This window comes from Streptomyces orinoci (genome assembly GCF_003121295.1).
GTDB lineage: Bacteria > Actinomycetota > Actinomycetes > Streptomycetales > Streptomycetaceae > Streptomyces > Streptomyces orinoci.
The window spans coordinates 68,893-87,951 of the sequence record NZ_PHNC01000010.1; the positions used below are offsets into that span (position 1 = coordinate 68,893).

The 19,059-nt window shown below is 70.8% G+C and carries 16 protein-coding genes and 1 riboswitch; of the genes, 7 read left to right on the forward strand and 9 right to left on the reverse strand.

What is annotated here, in order from left to right:
• The first annotated feature begins 114 nt into the window (after window positions 1-114).
• The gene (locus tag CV755_RS07710; protein WP_241561037.1) at window positions 115-744 is read left to right on the forward strand and encodes a helix-turn-helix transcriptional regulator; all 630 of its coding nucleotides are present in this window, start codon (window positions 115-117) and stop codon (window positions 742-744) included.
• A gap of 304 nt (window positions 745-1,048) precedes the next feature.
• The gene (locus tag CV755_RS07715) at window positions 1,049-2,965 is read left to right on the forward strand and encodes a transglycosylase domain-containing protein (RefSeq protein ID WP_109279424.1); all 1,917 of its coding nucleotides are present in this window, start codon (window positions 1,049-1,051) and stop codon (window positions 2,963-2,965) included.
• On the opposite strand, the gene CV755_RS07720 is transcribed toward CV755_RS07715, so the two are convergent.
• A complete protein-coding gene (locus tag CV755_RS07720) occupies window positions 2,941-3,675 on the reverse strand; it encodes a (2Fe-2S)-binding protein (RefSeq protein WP_109279425.1) in 735 nt (244 codons plus the stop codon). The genes CV755_RS07715 and CV755_RS07720 overlap by 25 nt on opposite strands.
• A gap of 14 nt (window positions 3,676-3,689) precedes the next feature.
• Window positions 3,690-5,189 carry a prenyltransferase/squalene oxidase repeat-containing protein gene (locus CV755_RS34115; protein WP_153068608.1) on the reverse strand — a complete coding sequence of 500 codons (1,500 nt, stop codon included), beginning with the start codon at window positions 5,187-5,189 and terminating at the stop codon, window positions 3,690-3,692.
• Between the two features lie 378 nt (window positions 5,190-5,567).
• Between CV755_RS34115 and CV755_RS07730 the strand changes: the two genes are divergently transcribed.
• Both CV755_RS07730 and CV755_RS07735 read left to right on the forward strand, forming a co-directional pair.
• The gene (locus CV755_RS07730; protein ID WP_109279426.1) at window positions 5,568-7,925 is read left to right on the forward strand and encodes a GH92 family glycosyl hydrolase; all 2,358 of its coding nucleotides are present in this window, start codon (window positions 5,568-5,570) and stop codon (window positions 7,923-7,925) included.
• 92 nt (window positions 7,926-8,017) lie between these two features.
• The gene (locus CV755_RS07735) at window positions 8,018-9,460 is read left to right on the forward strand and encodes an amino acid permease (RefSeq protein ID WP_109279427.1); all 1,443 of its coding nucleotides are present in this window, start codon (window positions 8,018-8,020) and stop codon (window positions 9,458-9,460) included.
• Window positions 9,461-9,470: 10 nt separating this feature from the next.
• Here CV755_RS07735 and CV755_RS07740 read toward each other — a convergent pair whose 3' ends face one another.
• Window positions 9,471-10,334, reverse strand: a complete 864-nt coding sequence (locus CV755_RS07740) for an Fpg/Nei family DNA glycosylase (RefSeq protein ID WP_109279428.1) — start codon at window positions 10,332-10,334, stop codon at window positions 9,471-9,473.
• A gap of 76 nt (window positions 10,335-10,410) precedes the next feature.
• Between CV755_RS07740 and CV755_RS07745 the strand changes: the two genes are divergently transcribed.
• Window positions 10,411-11,097, forward strand: coding sequence for a YoaK family protein (locus tag CV755_RS07745; RefSeq protein ID WP_109279429.1), 687 nt, complete (start codon window positions 10,411-10,413; stop codon window positions 11,095-11,097).
• Window positions 11,098-11,252: 155 nt separating this feature from the next.
• Here the strand turns inward: CV755_RS07745 and CV755_RS07750 are convergent, their stop codons facing one another.
• Entirely contained in the window at window positions 11,253-11,438 is a 186-nt protein-coding gene (locus CV755_RS07750) for a hypothetical protein (RefSeq protein WP_109279430.1), read from the reverse strand.
• Window positions 11,439-11,529: 91 nt separating this feature from the next.
• Window positions 11,530-12,648: a Nickel transporter NicT gene (gene nicT, locus CV755_RS07755; RefSeq protein WP_109279570.1), complete on the reverse strand. Its 1,119-nt coding sequence runs from the start codon at window positions 12,646-12,648 to the stop codon at window positions 11,530-11,532.
• A gap of 30 nt (window positions 12,649-12,678) precedes the next feature.
• A riboswitch (cobalamin riboswitch) is annotated at window positions 12,679-12,904 on the reverse strand.
• A 121-nt stretch (window positions 12,905-13,025) separates the two neighbouring features.
• Here nicT and CV755_RS07760 point away from each other — a divergent pair.
• Together CV755_RS07760 and CV755_RS07765 are read left to right on the forward strand one after the other, a co-directional pair.
• Window positions 13,026-14,519, forward strand: coding sequence for an APC family permease (locus CV755_RS07760; protein WP_109279431.1), 1,494 nt, complete (start codon window positions 13,026-13,028; stop codon window positions 14,517-14,519).
• A 70-nt stretch (window positions 14,520-14,589) separates the two neighbouring features.
• Window positions 14,590-15,180 (forward strand): YIP1 family protein, encoded by a 591-nt coding sequence (locus CV755_RS07765; RefSeq protein WP_109279432.1) that lies wholly within the window; start codon window positions 14,590-14,592, stop codon window positions 15,178-15,180.
• A gap of 93 nt (window positions 15,181-15,273) precedes the next feature.
• Here CV755_RS07765 and CV755_RS07770 read toward each other — a convergent pair whose 3' ends face one another.
• The 4 genes from CV755_RS07770 to CV755_RS07785 all read right to left on the reverse strand — a co-directional run bounded on the left by CV755_RS07770 (window position 15,274) and on the right by CV755_RS07785 (window position 18,957).
• The gene (locus CV755_RS07770; RefSeq protein WP_109279433.1) at window positions 15,274-16,479 is read right to left on the reverse strand and encodes a cytochrome P450 family protein; all 1,206 of its coding nucleotides are present in this window, start codon (window positions 16,477-16,479) and stop codon (window positions 15,274-15,276) included.
• 138 nt (window positions 16,480-16,617) lie between these two features.
• Complete coding sequence (locus CV755_RS07775) at window positions 16,618-17,829, reverse strand: MAB_1171c family putative transporter (RefSeq protein ID WP_164503274.1); 1,212 nt, start codon at window positions 17,827-17,829, stop codon at window positions 16,618-16,620.
• Complete coding sequence (locus tag CV755_RS07780) at window positions 17,822-18,475, reverse strand: hypothetical protein (protein WP_109279435.1); 654 nt, start codon at window positions 18,473-18,475, stop codon at window positions 17,822-17,824. Before CV755_RS07780 ends, CV755_RS07775 begins: the two co-directional genes overlap by 8 nt.
• A complete protein-coding gene (locus CV755_RS07785; RefSeq protein ID WP_109279436.1) occupies window positions 18,472-18,957 on the reverse strand; it encodes a helix-turn-helix domain-containing protein in 486 nt (161 codons plus the stop codon). Before CV755_RS07785 ends, CV755_RS07780 begins: the two co-directional genes overlap by 4 nt.
• Window positions 18,958-19,059 lie beyond the last annotated feature (102 nt).

The window sequence follows — 19,059 nt, forward strand, 5'->3', positions numbered from 1 at the left end:
GGGTGACCGCCCCGGCCGGGGACGCCGGACCGGGCGACTGCATGATTGTGCAGTACGGGGCGGTGACCGCCCCTTGCGCGAGGGCGGCGGATGCTCCGGGGAGGGGTGGCGGCGGTGCTGAACGGTGAGGACAACTACATCTGGCGCAACCACTTCCTGGTGCTGCTGGACCGGGTGCCGACGCCGATCGCGGTCTGTGAGCAGGACGGTGAGATCACCATCGCCAATCTGGCCATGGCGGTGGAGTGGGGCACGGTGCCGGGGCGGCTGCGCGGCCGCAGGCTTCAGGAGTTCTTCCGGCCCAGATCCGTGGCCCAACTCGACCGGCTGGCCGACGCCTTGCGGCTGGGACGCCGCTCGCGCTACGCCATCGAGGTGTGCTGGCCGCCGGCCGGGGACGGTCCGCAGCGCTCCGGGGAGTTCCTGATCGACCTGGTGGACGAGCCGTCGCGGGGCAGCCCGGTGCTGCTGGCCGTGCTGCGCACCAGGGAGCCCGATCCGCCGCTTCCCGGCGCGGAGGTCTCCCCGGTGGAGGAGCGCATCCTGGCCCTGGTCGCCTCGGGGGCCACGACGGCGGCCGTCGGCAAGGCGGTGGGGCTGACCGTGGACGGCGTCAACTACCACCTGACCCGGCTTTCCCGCCGCTGGCGGGTTCGCAACCGGACGGCGCTGGTTGCCAAGGCGTATGTGTTGGGCGTCCTGGCCCCGGACCAGTGGCCGCCCCGGACTGGCGGAGGTGTCTGAGTTCCGTGAGGCGGCCCCCCGGCCTCCGGCTATGTTTCATTCCGCGGACCGGTGGGTGGCTGGTCGCGCCCACGCGGCGGAGCCGCACATGAAACTGCCCCGCGCCCCTGACGGGTCCTGGAACGCGACCAGTAGCGCAGTCACTTGGTCCCGCCCCACGCGGCGGAGCCGCACACCATACCCGTCCCGCGCCCCGGCGAAGCGCACTCTCTGTCACTGAATTCTCATAAAAGTCCGGCCAACCCGCCTCCCGGCAGCCCCCTCTCTGTTCGTAGAGTGATCAGCACGAGAGGCTGATGGGACCATGGACATACGACGACGCAAGCCCCGCCACCGCCGCCGTGCGGCGGAGCGGCCCGAGTGGCGGTTCATCGACTACCCGCGTCAGGGGAGGCGCGGATTTCGTCGCTGGCTTCCGTCGTGGCGGCTGTTGCTGGGTTCGGTGACGCTCGGACTGGGCGCGCTGGCGGGGCTGTTCGCCTATGTCTATGTCAGCGTGGACATTCCCGATGAGAATGTCGCGGCGCGGCAGGAGGCCAACACCTATTACTGGTCCGACGGTTCGCAGATGGTGAGCGTGGGGCCGGTCAACCGGAATGTGGTCCAGCTCGCGGATGTCCCCAAGTCGGCCCGTAACGCGGTGATCGCGGCGGAGAACGCCAGCTTCTACACCGATGCCGGGGTCTCCTTCAAGGGCCTGCTGCGGGCCGTGGTCAGCATGGCCGAGGGGAAGGAGACCCAGGGCGGTTCGACCATCACCCAGCAGTATGTGAAGAACACCTATCTCTCCCAGGAGCAGACCGCCACCCGGAAGATCAAGGAGTTTGTCATCTCGCTGAAGCTGGACCAGCGCAAGAGCAAGGACGAGATTCTCCAGGGCTATCTCAACACCAGCTGGTTCGGCCGTGGCGCCTATGGTATCGAGGCCGCCGCCCAGGCGTACTACGGAATTCCGGCCCGGAAGCTCGATCCCGGTCAATCGGCCCTGCTGGCGGCGCTGTTGAAGGGTGCCGAGCAGTACGACCCCTCGGTCGGGGCGAAGAACCACCAGCGGGCCGAGGAGCGCTGGAAATGGATTCTCGACCGGCAGGTCAAGGTGGGGCTGATGTCCCCGTCGGAACGGGACAATTACCGCACGTTCCCGGAGCCGCACAAGCAGTCCAACTCCACCAGTGTGGGCGGCCAGATCGGCTATCTCGTCGATGTGGCCAATAAATACATCAAGCAGCGCACGGATCTGACCGACAAGGAACTGGCGCACGGCGGTTACCGGGTGCACACCACCTTTGACAAACAGCGCACCGAGCAGTTGCGGCAGGCCGTGGAGGGAGAGCTCAAAAGGGATCTCGATCCAAAGAAGCGCTCCGCCTCGGATTCCGATGTCCAGGCCGGCGCCGCCTCGGTGAGGCCCTCGGACGGGGCGGTGCTCGCCGTCTATGGCGGCCCGGATGCCACAAAGCACTTCGCCGACAACGCGGATACCTCGGGCGTTCCCGTCGGCTCCGCGTTCAAGCCCTTCGTCCTGGCGGCGGCGTTGCAGTACGGGGCGGGCGGCAGGCCCGTGGTGCCGGACAGCTACTTCGACGCGGCCGGCACCCTGCGCTCCGAGGGCGGCGGGTCGGATGACGAGCACCCCAGTCTGCGCCAGGCGCTGCTCTCGGGCGGCAATGCCACCTTTGTCCGGCTGGGCCGCGAGGTGGGACTGCAACGGGTGCGGGACACCGCGGTGCGCTCCGGCCTGCTGCCGGAAAGCATGGCCCCGTTGGAGACCACCTTCCCCATCGGCACCTCCACCCCCAGCGCCGTCCGGATGGCGGGCGCCTATGGCACCTTCGCCAACCAGGGCCTGACGCAGAGCCCTTACTCGGTGACCAGGCTGGCCAAGGACGGCGTCACCCTGGACGGTTTCCGCCGTGGCCCGGCGAGCCGGGCGCTGGATGAGCAGGTGGCGGCCCAGGTCACCGAGGTGTTGCGGGAGTCCGGCGGCAAGGCGGGCGTGGGCCCGGCCGCCGCCGGGCGCACCGGGGAGCAGGACCGGTTCCGCTCCGCCTGGTTTGTGGGCTTCGACCGGGATCTGTCCACGGCGGTGACCCTGTTCCGTACCAAACCGGATGAGCCCCAGCTGCTGCCGATGGCCGACCTGGGCGGGCAGAAGGGCCGGTACGGCAACGACCTGACGCCGAAGATCTGGCGCGACTATATGGCGGCCGTGGGCCGTTGAGCGGGCGGATGGCGCAGCACACAGTCGCCGCACTTGCCGCCGGCCGGGACCCGGTAGTAGAGGCAGCAGGTGCGGCGGGTGAACTCCCCCGCCGGGCCCAGGGTTCCGGTGCCGCGCAGCGGGGGGCGGGCCAGCAGTGAACGGGTGAGGGCCAGGGTCCGTGCCGCGTCCGCGGTGCGGCCCTGCCCGGCGCACCAGCCGTGCAGCACCCGTGCCGCGCCCGCCAGGGCGGATCCCGCGTTGCCCCACAACAGCCGGGAGGAGATGGGCACTTCGGCCCGGAATGCGGTGTGCAGCCGCGGCAGGGTGCCGTCCAGCACGGTGGCGGTGATCTCCTCGGCCCCGTCCCCGGCGAGCGGGAGGGCGGCCGGGCGGGGCAGCCAGAGGTCGTCCGGCGCGGTGCGCTCCGGGTGCCACCAGGGTCCGTCCGCCGTCAGGTCCGGGACGGAGCCGGTGAGCACGGCGGAGCCCAGGGCCAGGGAGAGCAGCCGCCCGGCGATGCCCTGGAAGGCGATGGAGGCGGCCGCCCTGCGGTCCCCGGTGGCCAGCCGGCGGGCCACGGTGTCCACCCGCAGCCGCACGGCGGGCCCGGCGAGCCGGAGATAGCCGGGCTCACCGGGCCCGCCGGGTGCGCCTTCCGGCGGGTCCTCGGTCCGCAGGGCGAAGAACGGGCCCACGGCGGCGAGTTCCGCGAGGCGCACGGGGTTCATGGGTGCGGACGGGCTCAGCGCCGGCCGCGCCGGCGGGAGAGGGTGACCGCGGCGGTGCCGGTGAGAAGCAGGGCGCCGGCGGCGATGGCGGCGGGGTAGGCGGCGCTCATTCCGGTGGCGGCCAGGCCGTCGTTGTTGCCATTGCTGCCGTTGCTGCCGTCGGTGGAGCCGGTGGTGCCGTCGGTCGCGGTGGCCGAGGGCTCGGCGGTGGCGGTGGCGGTCCCGGTGGGTGCCGGGCTCTCGGTGGCGGTGGCCGTGCTGGTGGCCGTCGGGTCGGTCCCGGGCGTGCTGGGCCGGGTGGCGTCCATGCCGGGCGTGCTGGGACGGCTCTCGAAGGTGGCGTCGTCCGTGGGGGCGTCCTCGCCGCAGCCGGTGGCGGCCAGGGCCGGACGGATACCGGAGGTCTCCGCCTGGCCCAGGGACTTCCCGGCCAGGGCGGGGAGCACCTGGGCGGTGGCGCTCAGCGTCCTGCCGTCGATCACCGGCTTGTTCCAGCCGACCGCGCCCCGCTCGGCGGCGCTGCCGGTGCAGCTCACCTGGACGCTGCGCAGCCAGGCCAGCCCCTTGGCGGCCTGGGCGGTCCTGCCGCCCGCGTTGAGCGCCTGGACGCCCAGGGCGGTGCTACGGGCGTTGACCTCGCCCTTGGCGGTGGCGAAGCCGCCGTCCCGGTGCTGGTGGCCGGTCAGCCACTTCACCGCGTCCTTGGCCTGCTCGTCCTTGCCGCCCGCGGCCGTCAGGGCCTGGACCGCCATGGCGGTGGCCTCGGGGTCGGAGGTGCAGGAGGTGGCGGAGGTGCCGGTCAGGGCGAGCGGGAAGCCGCCGTCGGTGCAGGCGCCTGCGGCCAGGCGGTCGAGGGCCTCGGCGGGCACCGTTCCGGTGGCGCGCTTGAGGGCCAGCACGGCCAGGGCCTGGCTGATCCGGTCGGAGTGGTCCTGCTGGGCCAGGCCGTGGTCCTGCGGGACCAGGTCGGTGAAGCGGCCGTCCTTCTGGAGCCTGTCCTTCAGGGTGGCGATCAGGTCATGGCCCGTGCCGAAGTTCGTCGGGCCCTGCTTCCCGGCCGCGTTCTTGGACTCGTCCTGTTTCCCGGCCGCGTTCTTGGACTCGTCCTGCTTCATCGCCGCGGCGACCAGCGCCAGCTTGGCCGTGTTGGCCACGCTGATCCGGCCCTTGGTGCCCTGGCTGAGGTAGTCCTCGGCGTGCCGGGCCAGGTCCCCGGTGGCCCGGCGGGCGGTGTCGGGCTGGGTGCCGGCGGCCGCCAGGCCCATCACCAGGTCGGCGGTCAGATCGTGGTCGCGCAGGGTGCCGGGGTCCGCATTCAGCCGGGAGGCGGCCCAGGCGGCCGCGGCCCCGGCCGCGCCGCCCGCCCGGGCGGACTGCGCGGTACCGGGCTTCGACCCCTTCGCGGGAGTGCCGTCGGCGAAGGCCATCCCGACCCCGCCGGTGAGCAGCAGGGCGGACCCCAGCAGCGCTGTGGGCAGCGTTATGGCCGCTCTGGGGTGTGCGGGCAGTGACATGGTGCGCTCTCCTCGGGAGTTCAGCGGCGGGCGGGTGCCGAATGCGACCGGCGCGTCGAACGCGACCGGCTTCGGCCGGCTGCTCAGGATTGCGGTCAGCGCCGGTCCGTCACCGGCTCTCCCCGTGTTCGCATCCAGTTGTCACCCCGTCAGACAAATCGAACGGAACGCCGCCACTGTACACGGGGCGCGCCGGCGCTGGCAGGGGTGATGCTCCTCCGACGGGGGCCCGGAGCCCGGGAGTTGGCCGAAACACCACCGGCCGGATCCGGGCCCCGGTGACCACGCCCACCACTCCGCGCATCCTTGACTCCCCCTGTCCCCCGGGTGAGCCTCGCCCCTGACAGCGACGGAGGGGCGGCGAGAAGGGTGTGAAGGATGAGACGGAGAGCCACCAGACCCCCGGCATGGCGCGGCCGTAAGGCCGTCCTCGTCCTCGCCGCCGCGCTGGCCGGTGCCGGGCTGCTGCCGCCGCAGCCCTCCTCGGCCCGGGCGGAGGAGGACCTCACCTCGCTGGTCAACCCCTTCATCGGCACCGCGCATGAGGGCAATACCTTCCCCGGTGCCGCCGTCCCCTTCGGGATGGTGCAGCTCTCCCCGGACACCGGGCACGCCACCGGCTATGACTACCAGGACACCCATATCCGGGGCTTCAGCGCCGTGCATCTGTCCGGGGTGGGCTGTGCGCTGGGCGGTGACCTTCCGGTGCTGCCCACCACCGGTGAGGTGACCCAGACCGACAGCGCCCGCTACGCCGCCGAGTTCAGCCACCGGGAGGAGACCGCCCGGCCCGGCTACTACCGGGTCCGGCTGGCCTCCTATGGCGGGATCACCGCCGAGCTGACCGCCACCGCCCGTACCGGGCTGCAGCGTTACACCTTCCCCGCCACCGACAAGGCCAATGTGCTGCTCAACTCCGGGCAGCCGCTGCACCGCACCGTGGCCAGCAGTATCGAGGTGGTGGACGACCACACGGTGCGCTCCGCCATCACCGGGCGCGGCTTCTGCGGCCAGGACACCCTCCCGTACACGGTGTACACGGTGACCCGTTTCAACCGCCCGTTCACCGCCCATGGCACCTGGGAGGGCGAGAAGCTCTCCACGGCCCGGCGGGCCTCGGCCACAACCGGCCGCAGCGGGGCCTGGGTTCGCTTCGACACCACCAGGGACCGCCGGGTGGAGGCGACCACCGCGATCAGTTATGTGGATGCGGCGGGCGCCGAGGCCAACCTCCGGGCCACCCGGGGGAGTTTCGACCGTATTGTCCAGGCGGCCGGTGAGGAGTGGGAGCAACGGCTGGCGGATGTAAGGGTGGAGGGCGGCGGGCGCACTCTGCGGCGGGCCTTCTACACCGCGCTCTACCACGCCCTGCTGTCCCCCAATATCGGCAGTGACGCGGACGGCCGCTACACCGGCTGGGACCAGCGCGTCCACCGGGCCAATGGCTTCACCTACTACCAGAACTGGTCGCTGTGGGACACCTATCGCAGCCAGGCGCAGCTGCTGTCGCTGATCGCCCCGCGCGAGGCCCGCGATATGGCCCGTTCGGTGCTGCGGGTGGAACAGGAGGGCGGCTGGCTGCCCAAGTGGGGCTATGGGACGGTGGAAACCAATGTGATGACCGGTGACCCGGTGACGCCCTACCTCACCAACGCCTATCAGCAAGGGCTGCTGACGGGGTACGAGGAGGAGGCGTACCAGGCGCTGCGCAGAAACGCCGACGGGGTGCCGCCGGCCGGTTCGCCCTCGGTGGGGCGGGATGGCAACCCCCGTTATCTCAGGGACGGTTATGTGCCGCTGATGCCCCGCTCCCAGCGGCACAAGCCGGGTGAGTCGGATCTGGAGCAGGGTGCCTCGGCCACCCTGGAGTATGCCCTGGCCGATGGCGCGCTGGCCGAGATGGCACATGACCTGGGGCACCGCGCTGACGCCGACCGCTTCGCGGACCGCTCGCGCAACTACCGCCATCTCTTCGACGCCGGCACCGGCTTCTTCCGGCCGCGGGACGCCCATGGTGCCTTCACCGGTTCCGCGGACCCGGCCCGCAGCCCCGGCTTCCACGAGGGCACCGCCTGGCAGTACCAGTGGCTGGTGCAGCAGGACCTGCCGGGCCTGATCGAGCTGCTCGGCGGCCGGGAGGCGGCCAACCGGAGGCTGGACTCCTTCTTCGCCTACGACAAGTTGCGCGCCGACCCGGCCCGTACCGCCCGTGAGGTGTGGGTGCATGGTCCGTACGACTACTACAGCGCCGAGCACTACAACCCGGAGAACGAGCCGGACATCAACGCCCCGTACACCTATCTCTCCACCGGCCAGCCGTGGAAGACCGCCGATGTGGTGCGTGCCGCGCTGGGCCTGTACACCGACAGCCCTGACGGGATTCCCGGCAATGACGATCTGGGCACCATGTCGGCCTGGCTGGTGCTCTCGGCGATCGGCCTCTACCCGGTCCAGCCGGGCACCGATGTGTGGGGGCTGAGCACTCCGGCCTTCGACCGGGTCGAACTGCGGCTGGACCGGCGCTGGTTCCCCGAGGGGCACTTCACGGTGAGTGCCCCGGGCGCCTCGGCGGACGGCCGCTATGTGCAGTCGGCACGGCTGGACGGGTTCGCCTTCGACCGGACCTATCTGACCACGGCGGCCATCCGGGACGGCGAGGAGCTGGAGTTCACGGTCGGGCCCGCGCCCTCCCGCTGGGGTACGGCCCGTTCCGCGGCCCCGCCCGCCATCGGCTGACCCGGCCGGGCCGCCCGGGGCGGCGCCTTCCGTCGCCGCCCGGGCTCGGCCATGATGAGCCGCCGTCACGTCGATCGACGAGAGGACTTGACATGGCCGGGCTCCGGGCAGGTCAGGGCGTACTGCGCCGTAAACCGATCGAGACCATTGCGGAGGCGGAGGAGACCGAGGCGCACGGTGAGCACCTCACCCGCACCCTGGGTCTGTGGCAGCTGACGGCCATCGGGGTGGGCGGGATCATCGGCGCCGGCATCTTCAGCCTGGCGGGCACCATCGCCCATGGGAAGGCGGGGCCGGCGGTGCTGGTCTCCTTCCTGATCGCGGGGGTGGCCAGCGCGGCGGCGGCCTTCTCCTACGCGGAGTTCGCCGGGCTGATCCCGCGGGCCGGCTCGGCCTACACCTATGGCTATGCGGTGCTGGGCGAGATCGGCGGCTGGTTCATCGGCTGGGATCTGCTGCTGGAGTACACCGCCATTGTCTCGGTGGTGGCCATCGGCATCTCCGGCTATGTCAACTTCCTGCTCAAGGAGGCCGGGGCGCCGCTGCCGGACTGGATGCTGGGCGCCCCGGGCACCGGGCACGGGCACCGGGTGGATGTCTTCGCCGCGGTCCTCTGTCTGCTGATCGCCTATCTGCTCACCCTGGGCATCAAGAACGCGGCCCGCTTTGAGACGGCCGTGGTGGGGGTGAAGGTCGTGGTGGTGCTGCTGGTGATCGTGGTGGGCTTCTTCCATATCAACACCGCCAACTACCACCCCTTCTTTCCCTTTGGCATCAGCGGTGCCTTTACCGGGGCGGCCACCGTCTTCTTCGCGGTCTTCGGCTATGACGCCATGTCCACCGCCGCCGAGGAGTCCAAGGACGCCCAGCGCCATATGCCCAGGGCGATCATTCTCTCGCTGGCCGTCTCCATGGTGCTCTATGTCCTGGCCTGCCTGGTGCTGACCGGGATGCAGAACTACAAGGACATCAACCCCGAGAGCGGCTTCTCCACCGCCTTCAAGGCGGTGGGGCTGAGCGGGATCGCGGATGTGATCGCGGTGGGCGCCATCATCGGCATCCTGACCGTGATGTTCACCTTTATGCTCGGCGTCACCCGGGTCTGGTTCGCCATGAGCCGGGACGGGCTGCTGCCCAAGTGGTTCGCCAAGACCCATCCCACCCGGCATGTGCCGGTCCGGGTGACCTGGATCGTGGGGGTGGCCTCGGCGGTGCTGGCCGGGCTGGTGCCCATCGGGGAGGCGGCCGAGCTGACCAATATCGGCATCCTGCTGGCCTTCGCGGTGGTGTGCACCGCGGTGATCGTGCTGCGCTACAAGCGGCCGGAGCTGCCGCGGTCCTTCCGCTGCCCGGCGGTGCCACTGGTGCCCGGCATCGGGGTGGCCGCCTCGATCTGGCTGATCACCTATCTGGCCTGGCAGACCTGGGTGCGGTTCGCGGTGTGGTTCCTCATCGGCATGGCCGTCTACTTCAGCTACTCCTACCGCCACTCCGAGCTGGCCCACGCCGATGCCCGGGGCATCCCCAGGGACTGACCGTCCGCCGCTACTTCAGCAGCCGGGACAGGCGGCGGTCGGCCAGCGGCCGGCCGCCGGTCTGGCAGGTGGGGCAGTACTGGAGCGAGGAGTCCCGGTAGGAGACCTCCCGGATGACATCCCCGCAGACCGGGCAGGGTTCGCCGATACGGCCGTGTACCCGCATCCCGGTCCGCTTCTCCGTCTTCAGCTCCGCCGCCGCCTGCCCGCGCGAGCGCTCCACCGCCTCGCGCAGGACGCCGCCCATCGCCTCGAAGAGGGCGGCCGTCTCCTCCCCGGTGAGGGAGTCCGCCAGCCGGAACGGGGAGAGCCGGGCGGCGTGCAGGATCTCGTCGGAGTAGGCGTTGCCGATGCCGGCCAGCACGCTCTGGTCCCGCAACACCCCCTTGATCTGCCGGTGTCCACCCCGCAGCAGACCGGCGAAGTCCTCCCGGCCGAGCGCCAGCGCGTCCGGTCCCAGACGGGCGATGCCGGGCACCTCGGTGACGTCCCGGACGCAGTGGACGGCCAGCCGCTTCTGGGTGCCCGCCTCGGTGAGGTCGAAGCCCCCGCCGCCGGCCAGCCGCACCCGCAGGGCGAGCGGCCCCTTGCCCGGCCGGGGCGGTGCCGCCGGCAGCTCCTCCCGCCAGCGCAGCCACCCGGCCCGGGCCAGATGGATGACCAGGTGCGGGCCATCGGGGCCGCCGGTGGCCAGGTCCAGGAACTTGCCGTACCGGCGCACTCCGGTGACGGCACGCCCCTGAAGGGAACTCAGGGGCGGGTCATAGGTCTTCAGTACGCTGATCGCGACCGGCACCACGGCTTCGACGGTACGGTCCGCCAGCCGCTCGGCCAGGAACCCGGCGAGGGCCTCCACCTCCGGCAGTTCGGGCATGGTTCAAGTCTGCCGCGGACCCTTCCGCGGGCAACCCGGCGCGAAGACCGCTGGTCTTCGCGGAGAGGAGCTGGCCATGCACCCGGCGACCACGGCGGACCAGGCGGACGAGGCAGTCCTGCTCCCGGCGGTCCTGGCCTGTCTGACCGTGGTGAGCGGCTTTGTGGACGCGGTGAGCTATATCGGCCTCGGCCATGTGTTCACCGCCAATATGACGGGCAATGTGGTGGTCCTGGGCTTCGCCGCCGCCCGCACCCCCGGCTTCTCCCTGCTCGCCTCGGGCGTCTCGCTGACCGGATTCCTGGTGGGCGCGGTGACCGGCGGCCGGCTGGCGGTCCATCTGGGCGCCCGGCGCCGCTGGGTGGGCGCGGCGCTGGCCGTGGAGACCGCGGGCACCGCGGTGGCGACGGCCATCGCGGCCCTGGCCCCGCTGGACCAGGTGCGGTACGCGGTCATCGGCGTACTCGCCCTGGCCATGGGCTGCCGCAATGCGATGACCCGCCGGGTGGGGCTGCCCGATCTGACCACCACGGTCCTCACCGGGACGCTCACCGGCCTGGCCGCCGAGTCCTCGGCCGCCGGCGGCGCCAACCCCCGCTTCCGGCGCCGCCTGGGCTCGGTGGCGCTGATGTTCACCGGCGCCCTGGCGGGCGCCTGGCTGCTGCGGCTCTGCGGCCTCACCACTTGTCTGGTGGCGGACACGGGGGCCGTGCTGGCCGTACTGCTGGGCTACCTGCTGGCCACGCACCGGCGCGCCCGATAAGGGCGCGGGGAACTGCGTGACCAGCCACCCACGGCCCGCAGATGACCCGCGAGAGTACGGGGCCGCCGCGACTCGGCGATGGCACGGTCCATGAGCGATGCCGCTCCGCCGCATGGGCGCGACCAGCCACCGACGGCCCGCGGTCGCAGGACGCATCAGCCCCGCTCCTCCTCCCCCTCCGCGAGCGCGCTCCGTACCTCCTCCCCCGCCTTGTCCAGCTCCTCCGGTGTCTTCTCGCGGAGCGCTTTCTCCCGTTCCGCCCTGCTGGGCATGCCGCTCAGGAAGAACCTGGCGTTGTCGGAGAGCTTCTTCCGCTTGTTCTCGGGCTCGCGCTCGGCCACGGCGGCGTCCTTTCGGGGGGCGGGTCGCTTCCCCCTCAGTGGACCGCCGCCGTGTCCGGTTGCGCTTGCCGGACTCGTCCATCCGGACGGATCAGCCCTCCGGCGACGCCTCGGCCGTCTGCGCCGCCCAGCGCTGTTCGACCCGGCCGAAGCGCCAGTACGCCAGGGCCGCGGCCCAGACGGCCACAAACAGGCCGACGATGACAAAGCCCACATTGTCCAGGTTGAGCCCGGCGATCCAGCCGGTGAGGCCGTCGTCCAGGCCCAGCTTCTCGTGCAGCACACCGACCAGTTCGATGGTGCCGATGAGGAAGGCGACCGCGATGGACAGGCCGGTGATGGTGAGGTTGTAGTAGACCTTGCGCACCGGGTTGGAGAACGCCCACTGGTAGGCGAAGTTCATAAACGTCCCGTCGAGGGTGTCGAACAGGCTCATCCCGGCGGCGAACAGCAGCGGCAGGCAGAGGATGGCGTACCAGGGCAGCCCGGCGGCGGCCCCGCTGCCCGCCATCACCATCAGGGTGACCTCGGTGGCGGTGTCGAAGCCCAGCCCGAAGAGGAAGCCCAGCGGATACATCTGGCCCGGCCGGGAGATGGAGCGGGTGAGCCGTCCCAGGATGCGGTTCATAAAGCCGCGGGAGTCCAACTGCCGTTCCAGTTCGGCCTCGTTGAAGCGGCCCTCGCGCATGGCGCGGAAGATACGCATGATCCCGGCGAGCGCCACCAGGTTGAGGGCGGCGATCAGATAGAGGAAGCCGCCGGAGACGGTGGTGCCCACCACGCCCAGGGTCTGGTGGGTGGTGGACTCCTCGTTCATCAGGGTCCCGGCCAGATGGGTGCCACCGGAGACCAGGGCGGCCATCACCACCACCACGCTGGAGTGCCCCAGGGCGAACCAGAAGCCCACCGAGACCGGCCGCTTGCCGTCGGCCATCAGCTTGCGGGTGGTGTTGTCGATGGCGGCTATGTGGTCGGCGTCAAAGGCGTGCCGCATGCCCAGGGTGTAGGCGGTGACGCCCAGGCCGATGCCATAGACCTCGCTGCCCACCTTGTAGTGGTTGGGCACGATCAGCAGGAAGAGCACGCCGAAGGCGACGATATGCAGGGCGGCTATCACGGCCAGCAGACCGGCGGTGCGCACGGTGTCCTGGCGTCGCCAGCGGAAGGAGGGGACCGGCGTACCGCCGGTGGTATCGATGGGCAGGGTCATCTGCCGTTCACGCTCCAGCACCTCGTGGATCGGTTGTGAGATGCCGTGGCCGGTCTCCTGGCTTACGGGTTCGCTGGCGCTCGCGCCCGTCCGGCCTTCCCGGCAGCCGGCTGCTGCCAGTGGCTTTCGTATCCGCCCCGGGGGCGGGTACGAAGTGGACGGTAACTCCCCGATCACAGTGGCGAGGGCCGCTCCGGACTCCGGACCCGAAGGTCCGTCACCGGTCTTCCCGAGCACCACGGCCCGCCCACCTTAGCGTGACAATGCGACTGCTTTCTGGGTACAGATCATTGACATGGCCCTTACGAGTCCTTAGCGTCCCTGGCCTCCCGGGCAGTGTGCTTGCAGTGTGTGCTTCCAGAAAGGGCCGACCACAGATGGCAGCAGAACCCGCCCCAGCACCGGAGCAGCACGCCGGATTCCTCCGGCGCATCGGCCTCTTCCAGGCCACCGCCATCAATATGGCCCAGATGTGCGGCATTGGGCCCTTCGTCACCATTCCACTGATGGTCGCCGCCTTCGGCGGTCCGCATGCCGTCATCGGCTTTGTCGCGGGGGCGGTACTGGCCCTGGCCGACGGGCTGGTCTGGGCCGAGCTGGGCGCCTCGCTGCCCGGGGCCGGCGGCAGTTATATCTATCTGCGGCAGGCGTTCCAGTACCGCACCGGCAAGCTGATGCCCTTCCTGTTCGTCTGGACGGCGATGCTCTATATCCCGCTCGCCATGGCGACCGGGGTCATCGGCTTTGTGCAGTATCTGGCCTATCTCTGGCCGGGTATGACGCCAACTCAGGGCGATCTCACCGGCATTGCGCTGATCGTGCTGGTGGTGGGGCTGTTGTGGGGGCGGGTGGAGGCCCTGGCGCGGATCAGTGTGGTGCTGTGGTGCGTGATGATCGCCGCGGTGGGGATGGTCATCATCGCCGCCTACACCCACTTCAGCGCGCACCGGGCCTTCACCTACCCCCCCCACGCCTTCGAGCTGACGACCAATCACTTCTGGATCGGCTTCGCGGCCGGGCTCACCATCGGCATCTACGACTACGGGGGTTACTGGACCACCGCCTATATGGGCGCCGAGATCAAGGACCCGGGACGGGTGCTGCCGCGCTCCATCATCTATTCCATCCTGGGCATCATGGCCATCTATCTGCTGCTGCAGATCGGCACCTTGGGCGTGGTGGACTGGCAGGACATGCTGGATCCGCACAACAACGCCTCGTCCTCGGTCGCTTCGGCGGTGCTGGAGAAGACCTGGGGCAAGGGGGCGGCGGATGTGGCCACCGTGCTGGTGCTGATCACGGCGGTGGCCTCCATCTTCACCGGGCTGCTGGGGGCTTCGCGGATCCCCTATGACGCGGCCCGGGAGAAGGTGTTCTTCCGCCCCTTCGGCCGGCTGCATCCGCGCCACCGCTTTCCCTGGCTGAGCCTGCTGGCCATGGGGGCCATCGGCATCGCCGGTTTTATGCTCGGCCGCCATACGGACCTGGCGACGCTGATCCAACTCCTCACCACCGTCATGGTGTTGGTGCAGGCGCTGGGGCAGATTGCGGCGGTCACGGTGCTCAGGCGCCGCCAGCCGGCGCTGCCGCGCCCGTACCGGATGTGGCTCTATCCGCTGCCCAGCGTGGTGGCGTTGACCGGCTGGCTGGTCATCTACGGCTACGCGGACAAGGCTTCGCCGGGCCGCCATCCCATCGAATGGTCACTGGTCTGGTTCGCGGCGGGCTGTGCGGCCTTTCTGCTGTGGGCCCGTTACGAGCGGATCTGGCCCTTCGGGCCACGGGAGATCAGCGAGGAGTATCTGCCGCGGGACGCCTTGGACCAGGAGCCGGACCCGGGTGCCGGGCCGGTGGAACCGGCCCCCGCCTGATACCTCGTCTACTGGCTTGTAGTCAAGGGCCATTGGGCTCTCCGGACAGAGCGGTGATAAAACCTCAATCATGCCTTTGACCACCGCATCCACCCCCCAGACCAGCACCGCCGCCCGGCGCCGATTGCACTGGCACCGGCTGATATTCGGGCTCTGGTACCGGCCCGTCGAGATGCTCGACGAGGCCCGGGACCGGAGCGTCTGGGGGGCGGCCACCTTTCTGAGCCTGGTGTGCGGCGCACTGGGCACCCTGGCCAAGGACTCCTTCTGGGTCCAGTGGGACAACGACCGGGTGCTGGCCCTGGAGGCGATGGCCATTGGCTCGGCGGTGATGCTGCTGGCCAGTGTGCTGCTGGGGGCGGTCACCCACGCCATCGCCCGCCGGCTGGGCGGCAATGGCCGCTTCGGGCCCACCGCCAGCCTGTTTGTCGTGGTCTTCTGGGCCACCGACCTGCCCCGGCTGGCGCTGGCCACCGGGCTGCCGGCCGGCTCCATGCCGGTGCGCGCCGCCGCCTGCGCCACGGCCGCCCTGGGCTACGCGCTGGCCACTCTGCTGATCCGCGGTCAGCACCATCTGCCCACCCATAAGGCGGTGGGGGCGGTGAGCATCCAGATGCTGGCGGCGGTGGCCCTGCTGAAGTTCCCGCCCGGCAGCTGGTGACAGCGGCGGGATGCGAAGGCCCGCCCGGTGCGACGGGGGATGCACACCGGGCGGGCTCGAACACAGTTCTACCCCATCAGGATGGGTTATGCATCAAAAACCGGCTCGCTCGGTGGAATCCCAGCGGACGGGGAGCGAAATCAGGCCACGCGCCCTGATGGTGGGACGCCAGCGGAGTTCCTCCCGCGGAACGGCCAGTTCCAGGTGCGGGAAGCGCTCCAGCAGGGCGGCCAGGGCGGTCTCGGCCTCCATCCGGGCCAGCGAGGCGGCCAGGCAGTGATGGATTCCATGACCGAAGGCCAGATTGCCCGAGCGGTCCCGGTGCAGGTCAATGCGGTCGGCCTCGGGGAACTGCTGCTCGTCGCGGTTGGCCGAGGCCAGGGAGAGCAGCACCGTCTCACCGGCTGGGATCCGTACCCCGCCGATCTCCACCTCCTCCACCGGGAAGCGCCGGATGGCCAGCGGGTAGGGGCCGTCCCAGCGGTTGACCTCATCGACCACCGCGGCGAGACTGTCCGGATTCTTACGCACCTCCCGCATCAGCTCGGGATGGTCCAGCAGGGCCAGCACGGTGTTGCCGATCAGATGGACGGTCGGCTCACAGCCGCCGAGCAGCAGCAGGAAGGCCAGCGAGGTCAGCTCGTCCGCCGAGAGCGCCCCGTCCTCGTCGTCGCGGACCGCGATCAGATCGGAGAGCAGGTCGTCGCCCGGCTCGGCGCGCTTGCTCCCGATCAGCCCGCCGAAGAACCGCATCATGGCCACCACGGCTTCCTTGATGGCCGCCGGGTTGGCGGGGTCGGGGGTGAGCAGGGTGTCGGTCCACTGCCGGAAGTCGCGCCGGTCCCGCTCCGGGATGCCCAGCAGGTCACAGATGGCGATCACCGGCAGCGGGCCGGCATAGCCGGTGAGCAGGTCGGCCCGGCCGTCCGGCTCGATGGCGTCCAGCAGTTGGCCGGCCGTCTTCGCCAGCGGCGCGCGCATCTTGGCGACCCGGCCCGGGGTGAACGCCTTGACCACCAGACCCCGTACCCGGGTGTGGTCCGGCGGGTCCATATTGAGCAGGTTGGCGTCCAGGGCGGGCGGGAGCGCGAAGCCGCTGTACTGGCCCGGCAGGGCATGCCGCTTGTCCAGCGAGAGCCGGGGGTCGTTCAGGCCCCGGCGTACATCCGCATAGCGGGTCACCAGCCAGGCGGGACGGCCGTCCGGCCCGGTGATCCGGTGCACCGGTCCGGCCTCGCGCAGCCCGGCGTAGGTGGCGTAGGGGTCGGTGATGAGCGGGGTGACGTCGATGGGTCGCATGGCATCCGACTCTAGGGTCCGGGGTTCCAACGGGCGGCACCGAGTCCGTACTTCGGGGTACGGACCCGGTGCCGGCCCGTGTCAGGGGCGGCCGTGACCCCCGTCCATGGCCGCCCGGTCCGGTTGGCTGAGGTGCCGTCAGGGACGGTGTGAGGCGTTGATCTCCCGTAGTTCGCCGAGGACCGCGTCCACCAGCCGGTGGTGGAAGACATCGGCCACCCTGGCCAGGTGCTCGTGTTCCTCCGCCGGGTCGGCGCTCACGGTGACCACCACGCTGTCGGCGTGCGGCCGGGGCACATGTCCGGTGCCGCGGTTGGCCAGCCCGCGCCGCAGAGCCGCGGCCTCCACCACGGCGGCCAGTGACCGCTCGTCCAGCCGGGCGTCCTGGCCCTTGCGCCGGGCGATCTCCAGGGCGGCGGGCTCCACATGGCGCCTTACGCCGCGCTGGACGTCGCGGATCTCGGCCATCCGGCGGTTGGCGCGCCACTCCAGGTCGGCGAAGGGCCAGCGGCTTCTCCAGCGGGACTCGGCAATGGTGACCTCGGGCGCCTGGGCGGTCACCTCCCGCCACAGCGGTTCCAGCCGGCGCAGCCGTCGCCAGGCGGCGGCCCGGGGGCCGGCGGCCGGCAGCGAGAAGCCCAGCAGCACCAGCAGCGCGGCCACCGAGGCGCTCAGCGGCGCCACCCCATTGGACAGCCAGCCCTGCGGATGACCGGCCCAGGACAGCAGGAAACCGGTCAGCTTGCAGGCGCAGTACAGCAGTCCCAGCCAGCAGCCCAGGGCCAGGGTGCGCAGCCCCTTGGACAGCCAGGAGGGGCCCAGGGTGGCGGCGTAGCGGGGGCACAGGGTGCCCAGACCGGCCAGGCTGGTGCCGAAGATGGCCAGATAGAGCACCAGGAAGGCGACCACCCCGGGGGCGTCGGCATAGGCGGTGCTGAAGTCCCGGGGGTGTTCCACCGCGTCGGGGCGGCCCACCGCGAAGCAGACGATGGCGGCGCTCCAGGCCACCAGCACGGCGGCGATGGCGGTCCGGGCGCGCCGTGCGGCCCGGGCGCGGTCCTGTTCACCGCCCCGGCTGGTCCAGCGCAGCAGCAGCACGGTGGCTCCGGAGGCGAACAGCACCACGGCCGAGTAGAGGAAGACCATGGCCAGGTTGGCCACTCCGGTCAGCCGGTCGAAGGCCCGGTAGACGCGGGGCGCGGAGAACAGGAAGACCACCGGCACCCCGGCGGTCATCAGGGCGGTCAGGCCCAGATCGGTGTTGCCGCGGTCGCGGAACCAGGCGGCGGCCTTGTAGCCGACGATGACCCAGGTGACGGCGCTGAAGGTGAGATAGATGAGGTCATACACCGCCGGGTTCCTCCCCCGGTGCCTGCCGGCGCCGCAGCTCCTGGCGTACATGCTGGAGGGCCGGGCCGAGCGAGGCGGCCAGTTCGGCGGCGACTCCGGCGGCGGGCAGTTCCTGGTCCGGCGGCGGGGGCACCACCTTCTCCATCAGCAGGGTGCCCAGGATCTCGGTCTCCCGCTCGGTGAGGTCGTCATAGCAGTGGTGGCGGGCCAGGCCCATGGTCATGCCCATCCGGCGCATGGCGGTGGCCACATCCACCGAGGGCGTCCACATTCTGAGGGCGTTCTCGGTGACGGCGGGGTCCTGGTCGTGGCCGAGCAGCAGATGGCCGAGTTCATGCAGCACGATATGCACCTGGTGCCAGGGCGAGGTCTTGAGCTCATAGACCACCCAGTAGCCGTCGTCGGTGGTGGCGGTCATGCCGGAGACCACCCCGTCCAGGCCCATCGGCACCAGGTGGATGGGCCGTCCCACCCGGGCGGCCACCACCTCGCACAGGCCCGGCAGGTCGATCGACGCGGGCAGCGCCAGCTCGGCTATGAGCTGTTTGCACCGGCGCCGTATCCGCCCCACTCGCATGCCTGCACCGTCCTCGTCCTCGGTACGCCGCCAGTAAGTGAACAGCCGGTCGTCCGCCACGACGCTCACGGGCGTTCCTCACCACCCGGGCCGGGTGCCTCGGAGGGGAGGTTCATCTGCTGCCGGAACTGGGAGATGATGGTGGTGAGGCTGTCCTGCACCTCCGGCGGCAGGCCCACCGAGCGCAGGGCGATCGCCCGCACCCGCTGGTCGCGCATGGCGACCAGGAACCTGACCTCCTCCTCCACCCGCGCGGTCTGCGAGGCGGACAGATCACCCATCAGATAGCCCACCGGCACCGCGAAGAACTTGGCCAGCGCCCGCAGCACATCGCCGCTGGGGTTGGCCCGCTTGCCGTTGCGCAGCATCGACAGATACTGCTCGGTGAGCGTGACACCGCCGTACTCCTCGGTGTTCCGGCTGATCTCCTCCGCGACATGCCCATTGGTGTAGGGCGCGCCGCGCGGATGGACGTTCGCAAACAGGTAGTTGAGCCGTTCCGCCAGCGGACTGCCGGGCTCCGCCGGCTGCCGTTCCCTCCCGACCGCCATCTGCGCCCCCGTCCTGCCGCAGGTGTTCCCGCGATGATTTCACGGCCAGTTAAGCCGTGGCCGACCGTGATGGGCATCCTGCCACGGCTTTCCACGGGGCAC

Bases quoted from the DNA above. Each gene is read 5' to 3' on its own strand.
- nicT (WP_109279570.1), bottom strand. From the start codon at position 12,648: ATGACCCTGCCCATCGATACCACCGGCGGTACGCCGGTCCCCTCCTTC.
- CV755_RS07760 (WP_109279431.1), top strand. From the start codon at position 13,026: ATGGCAGCAGAACCCGCCCCAGCACCGGAGCAGCACGCCGGATTCCTC.
- CV755_RS07730 (WP_109279426.1), top strand. From the start codon at position 5,568: ATGAGACGGAGAGCCACCAGACCCCCGGCATGGCGCGGCCGTAAGGCC.
- CV755_RS07765 (WP_109279432.1), top strand. From the start codon at position 14,590: ATGCCTTTGACCACCGCATCCACCCCCCAGACCAGCACCGCCGCCCGG.
- CV755_RS07740 (WP_109279428.1), bottom strand. From the start codon at position 10,334: ATGCCCGAACTGCCGGAGGTGGAGGCCCTCGCCGGGTTCCTGGCCGAG.
- CV755_RS34115 (WP_153068608.1), bottom strand. From the start codon at position 5,189: ATGTCACTGCCCGCACACCCCAGAGCGGCCATAACGCTGCCCACAGCG.
- CV755_RS07715 (WP_109279424.1), top strand. From the start codon at position 1,049: ATGGACATACGACGACGCAAGCCCCGCCACCGCCGCCGTGCGGCGGAG.
- CV755_RS07735 (WP_109279427.1), top strand. From the start codon at position 8,018: ATGGCCGGGCTCCGGGCAGGTCAGGGCGTACTGCGCCGTAAACCGATC.
- CV755_RS07720 (WP_109279425.1), bottom strand. From the start codon at position 3,675: ATGAACCCCGTGCGCCTCGCGGAACTCGCCGCCGTGGGCCCGTTCTTC.
- CV755_RS07785 (WP_109279436.1), bottom strand. From the start codon at position 18,957: ATGGCGGTCGGGAGGGAACGGCAGCCGGCGGAGCCCGGCAGTCCGCTG.
- CV755_RS07770 (WP_109279433.1), bottom strand. From the start codon at position 16,479: ATGCGACCCATCGACGTCACCCCGCTCATCACCGACCCCTACGCCACC.
- CV755_RS07745 (WP_109279429.1), top strand. From the start codon at position 10,411: ATGCACCCGGCGACCACGGCGGACCAGGCGGACGAGGCAGTCCTGCTC.